This is a genomic window from Protofrankia sp. Cas8 (assembly GCF_963555845.1).
GTDB lineage: Bacteria > Actinomycetota > Actinomycetes > Frankiales > Frankiaceae > Protofrankia.
This window is the reverse complement of record NZ_CAUVXI010000232.1, coordinates 1-4513: the sequence shown is the minus strand read 5'-3', so window position 1 is coordinate 4513 and position 4513 is coordinate 1. Positions and strand designations below refer to the sequence as shown.

General features: G+C 66.1%; 4 protein-coding genes, 1 tRNA gene and 2 pseudogenes. 3 read left to right on the top strand and 4 right to left on the bottom strand.

The annotated features are described in order from the left end of the window. On the top strand, positions 1-369 hold a 369-nt coding region (locus tag U9977_RS23440; RefSeq protein WP_322751449.1), incomplete at its 5' end, for an RNA methyltransferase. Between the two features lie 20 nt (positions 370-389). Here U9977_RS23440 and U9977_RS23435 read toward each other — a convergent pair. Continuing rightward, positions 390-887, bottom strand: coding sequence for a MarR family winged helix-turn-helix transcriptional regulator (locus U9977_RS23435; RefSeq protein WP_322751448.1), 498 nt, complete (start codon positions 885-887; stop codon positions 390-392). A gap of 475 nt (positions 888-1362) precedes the next feature. On the opposite strand from U9977_RS23435, the gene U9977_RS23430 reads away from it, so the two are divergent. Further along, on the top strand, positions 1363-2121 hold the full coding sequence (locus U9977_RS23430) for a FadR/GntR family transcriptional regulator (protein WP_322751447.1): 759 nt from the start codon (positions 1363-1365) through the stop codon (positions 2119-2121). 108 nt (positions 2122-2229) lie between these two features. Next, positions 2230-2302, top strand: a tRNA-Thr gene (locus tag U9977_RS23425). Positions 2303-2567: 265 nt separating this feature from the next. On the opposite strand, the gene U9977_RS23420 is transcribed toward U9977_RS23425, so the two are convergent. The 3 genes and pseudogenes from U9977_RS23420 to U9977_RS23410 all read right to left on the bottom strand — a co-directional run. Then, complete coding sequence (locus U9977_RS23420; protein ID WP_322751446.1) at positions 2568-3383, bottom strand: transposase; 816 nt, start codon at positions 3381-3383, stop codon at positions 2568-2570. Positions 3384-3492: 109 nt separating this feature from the next. Further along, positions 3493-4296, bottom strand: a pseudogene (locus U9977_RS23415) (group II intron reverse transcriptase/maturase); the annotation flags it as partial. A gap of 4 nt (positions 4297-4300) precedes the next feature. Beyond that, positions 4301-4513: pseudogene (locus U9977_RS23410) on the bottom strand (IS5/IS1182 family transposase); the annotation flags it as partial.

Here is a 4513-nt window from a genome sequence, read left to right as displayed (position 1 = left end):
GAGCGGCGGGCTGCCGGTGTGACGGCGGCGGCGTGGAAGACGTCGGCGGGTGCCGCGGCCCGGTTGCCGGTGGCGCGGGCGACGAACCTGGTTCGGGCGTTGACGGCTTGGGCGGAGGCCGGCATCTTCGTTGTCGGGCTGGCCGCGGACGGCGAGATCAGCCTGGATGACCTGGATATGATCTTCGACCCGCTGGTTGTGGTAGTCGGTTCAGAAGGACGCGGTCTGTCACGGCTGGTCGGGGAGCGTTGCGATCTGACGGTACGGATCCCGATGGTCGGTGCTGTCGAGTCGCTCAACGCCGGAGTCGCCACCGGTGTGGTGCTTGCGGAGATTGCCCGCCGTCGTCGGGTCGACGGGCAGCGGTAGTCGACCGGCAGCGGTAACCGCTACCAGACCTGCTCGGACAACCGCGGTGCGGCGGTGGCCACGGATTGCCCGGTCTCGTCGTCGAGAATGGCGACGGACCGTTCGAGCAGGGACCGGAACTCCTCCAACTCGCCTGGGGAGAACACGTCGGCGAGGCGCTGCTCCACCGCCAGCGCGAGCGCGTCGGCCCGCCGCAGCAGTGCCAGACCGGTTGGCGTCAGCCGGCTTTGAAACACCTTCGCATGGACGTCGGACTGCTCACGTATGATCAGTCCCTTGGCCTCGAGCGTGAGCAGCAGGCTGGCCATCGACTGGGGTGTGACCATGCACCTGCGGGCGAGCTGAGCGCCGGAAAGACCCGGTGACCCGGCAAGGGTGAACAGCGCGGTGTACTGCGGGACGGAAAGCCCGACATCACGCAGGGCCCGGGTCTTCTCGCGGATGAGCGCCTGTTCCGCCCGCTTGATCGAATGTCCGAGCCGGGTCACGGCGGAGGGAAGTGGTTCGTCCCACGCCATTTCGAGCTCCCCCTCTTTTCTTTACCGCGTCTCCCGTATGCCGCCTGGCCGGCACGAAATGTTCCGGATGGTGACTCTGGGTATTTAAGGCCCCCGTGTCGCGAGAAGATTCCTGATCGCGTCGCCTCTGGCTGGCGGGCAACCCTTCGACTCTATTGCGACCGCGGATTCCCGGCCCACTGTGTCGGGTCCACCCGTTTCCGTGGTTGGTGCGTGGATGTGGTGATGGGTCAGACCGGCTTCCCCCGGCGTCTCGGCGGTGCGGCAAGAGCCGTACACGCGCCTCCTTCGGCGGTGTCGTCAGCCACTGTTCGAGCTGCTTTGTCGGTGGGCGTGAAAGCCCAATCTACAACGAATATCGGTGTGGGTGGATTCACATGGCGTGGGCGCTCTCACAAGAAGCCCATCGTGACAAGTAGGTACCCCCTGCCGCCCGTTAGCATGGCCTTTTACGCTTCAGCGAGGAGGCGGCCACATGGGTATGACCACACCCCGGGCTGGGTACGGGCCGAGCGTCAACAAGTTCTCCGAGATGGTAGCCGACGACCTGCGTGGAAGAGTCGCGCGTGGTGACATCCGGCCTGGCGACCATCTTCCACCGGAAACCGAGCTGATGGACATTTACGGTGTCGCGAGGCCGACAATGCGGGAGGCGCTGCGCATCCTCGAGTCAGAGTCTCTGATCGTCCTGCGCCGTGGGTCCCACCTCGGGCCGCTGGTCCAGGAGCCGGACACGCGGGTCCTAGCCCGGCAGGCAGGCCTGCGGCTGCAGATGCAGGGAACGCCCGTCCGGGATCTGGCCGAGGCCCGGGTCGTCATGGATTCGGGGATTGTGGCGTTGGCGGCGAAGCGCCGTACCGCGGCGGATCTCCGGGAAATGCGGGCATGCCTCGTTGCAGCCGGTTCCGCTCGTAATGTGGTTGACTTCTCCCGGCGCGCAGCTGATTTTCGTGTGCTGGTGGTCCGGACTTCCCGCAATCGGACCCTGATACTGATGACAGAGCTTGTCTCATCGCTGCTCCACCATCAGTACGATGCCGTTCTGCGCAATATCTCGGAGCACGATGGGCGCCGCTTCATCGAGCAGTCCCTGGCCCGCTATATACGGCTGACCGACCTGATCGAAGATTGTGACGTGGTAGGCGCGGTCGAGTTCTGGGAGACACAGGGCGCGATCGACGACGAATTCGGGATGATCAGCCTGGGCTCGGCTCCCATGATGATCTACTCCTGACCGGTGGCTCCTGACCGGTGGCTTGGCCGCGGGGCTGCCTGCCGGGAGCATCGGCCCGTCGTGGGCAACCGTCTGTTGATGCTCTACGCTAGGGAGGTACCTGGACTGGCCGGCGTGGCGCAATTGGCAGCGCACTCGACTTGTAATCGAGCGGTTCCCGGTTCAAATCCGGGCGTCGGCTCCCCGCTGACCTGCGGAAACGTCAATATTCTTGATCGCTAACTAAGATCAAACTGGGGTTTGGGACTATTTTGGGACATGTAAGAGGATCTTGCGCTCTGCCAGTGATCGTTTAAGGGGTTGGCGGGCGGTGTCGGAGGGTTGCTGCCCGCGTGCCGCTGCCGGCGTCCGAGGCTGCGTCGGTTGTGGGTCTGTCAATATAACGGCTCTGCCAAGATTCCGGTGGTGACAGGTGGTGACAGGTGGTGACAGGTGGTGACAGGTGTTCATGAGAGCAGGATGCGCTGGCGGAGCAGGGGGAAGCCGGCGCGGCCGTACATCTGCCTCTTGATCAGTTTGACCTTGGTGATGACGCCTTCGGTGGGGCCGTTGCTGTAGGGCAGGGCCAGTCCGGCGACGACGGCGTCGTGGTCGGTGTCGAGCCCGTGGGTGAAGGCGTGCACGGCAGGCAGGTCATCGTCCCGTATAGCCTTGATCCACGCGTCGAGGTCCTCACCGTGGCGCCCGGTGAGCAGGGCGGCGAACGCGCGTATCCGGGCGGCCAGGGCGGTCAGCTGTGGGCAGCTGGCGACCAGGTCGTCGAGGTGCCGCCGCCGATGATCGGGCAGCTGCTCGGGTCTGCTCATGAGCCAGCCGGCCAGGCGGCGCGGGGACGGCGGGGTGCGTGCGGGGTCGGCGCGTCCCTGGTTGAGGTAGCGCACGAGCAGGGTGGCGCTGCCCGGATAGCCCTGCTCGCGGATCTCGGCCAGCAGCCGGGTGACTGCCACGGCGGGCTCGGCGGCGAGGCGGCGGCGCAGGTGGTCGCGGTAGGGGTCGACCAGGGTGCGGCGGTACTGCGGGGGACGTTGCAGGGCTTGGGCCGATTCGGCCCGGGCGTAGCGTTTGACGGTGTTCAGCGCCCAGCCCAGGCGCCGCGCGCACTCCAGCAGCCCGACGCCCTCGTCGAGCAGGGTGTGGACGGCGGCGTGCCGGTGTGCGGGTGCGCTCCTCCCGAGTAGTGGCCGTGCGGCCGGGGCCGGCGTGCCAGCAGCGGCTGTGGGCGACCACGGGTCTTCTCCACGGCTCGGGCGAGGTTGTGCCACAGGGCACTGGTGGGCCGCCGGCGAGGTGCCCGCGGATGCGGGTCCTTTTCCAGCGGCCCCCAGCCCGAACGACGCATGCGACTTTCACCGCACGTCGCTCTCCGGTGACTTATGACGTGAGCTGCGGGGGTTTTCCGGTGTGGATGGCGTCGTGGCAGGAACGGCAGACCACGAGGGTCTTGCGTCGCCGTCGTGCCAACTCGGCCGCCCATGCCGGTTGCGGTTGTCCCGGACGTTCGAGTTCTGACAGTCGCCGGACGTGGTGCACGGTGATGCCGTCCGTGCTCGTGCAGAGCTCGCAACGGTTCGCCAGAAGCCGGGTGACCAGCTCCGTGTGGCGGACGACGCCCGGGACCAGGACGCGGTCGGAAATGACCGCGTCGCGGCGCCGTCGGAGTGGAATACCGCCGAACCGTGCGACCAGTGGCTTCCTGCCGCTGCGTTCGACCGTGGCCTCGAAGCACTTGCGTCGCCCGTGCGGGGTGTCGACTGTGGCCGCGTATCGGCGGACCATTTTCGACACCGACGAGCGGTGCTTGTTAGCCAGGGTCTTGAGCAGCGAGGTCTCCATGACCCAAAGCAGCCGGTAGAGACGGTGAACGTTCCCGGCCGGCAGGTAGTACTGGACGATGCCCCGCCACTCGGCCCCATATGTGTTGACGATGGTGTGGTCGTCCTCGTTGATCAGACGGGGCCTACGCTCGGGTTTGCCGCGCATGGTGTAGGGGGCTTTCTTGGCCTTGATCACTGATTCGGGGACCCGGAGGCTGACAGTGCCGTTGGCGCTGCGTCTGCCGCCGGTGACCTTGCGGTCGTTGTGGAGCACGGTGATCTCGTAGCCGAGGAAACGCGCCGCCTGGGTGCGGGCGTGCGTGATCAGTGTTTTGTCGTCCGACAGTTCTAAGAGGACGTCTTGTTCAGGTAGGTGAAAGTTGTTCGGGTTGGTAGTGCCATATCGGGGTCCTCTCCCCGGTGAGACGGCGACCCATAAGATCAATCATCGCCCAGTGGATCATAGTTCGGGAGCGTTGAGGGCGAGTCTCGTAATCGCGGACCAGGCGGCGGTAGTGCATCAGCCAGCCCAACGTCCGCTCGATCACCCACCGGCGGGGGCGGACTTTAAACCCTTT

Bases quoted from the DNA above. Each gene is read 5' to 3' on its own strand.
- U9977_RS23435 (WP_322751448.1), bottom strand. From the start codon at position 887: ATGGCGTGGGACGAACCACTTCCCTCCGCCGTGACCCGGCTCGGACAT.
- U9977_RS23430 (WP_322751447.1), top strand. From the start codon at position 1,363: ATGGGTATGACCACACCCCGGGCTGGGTACGGGCCGAGCGTCAACAAG.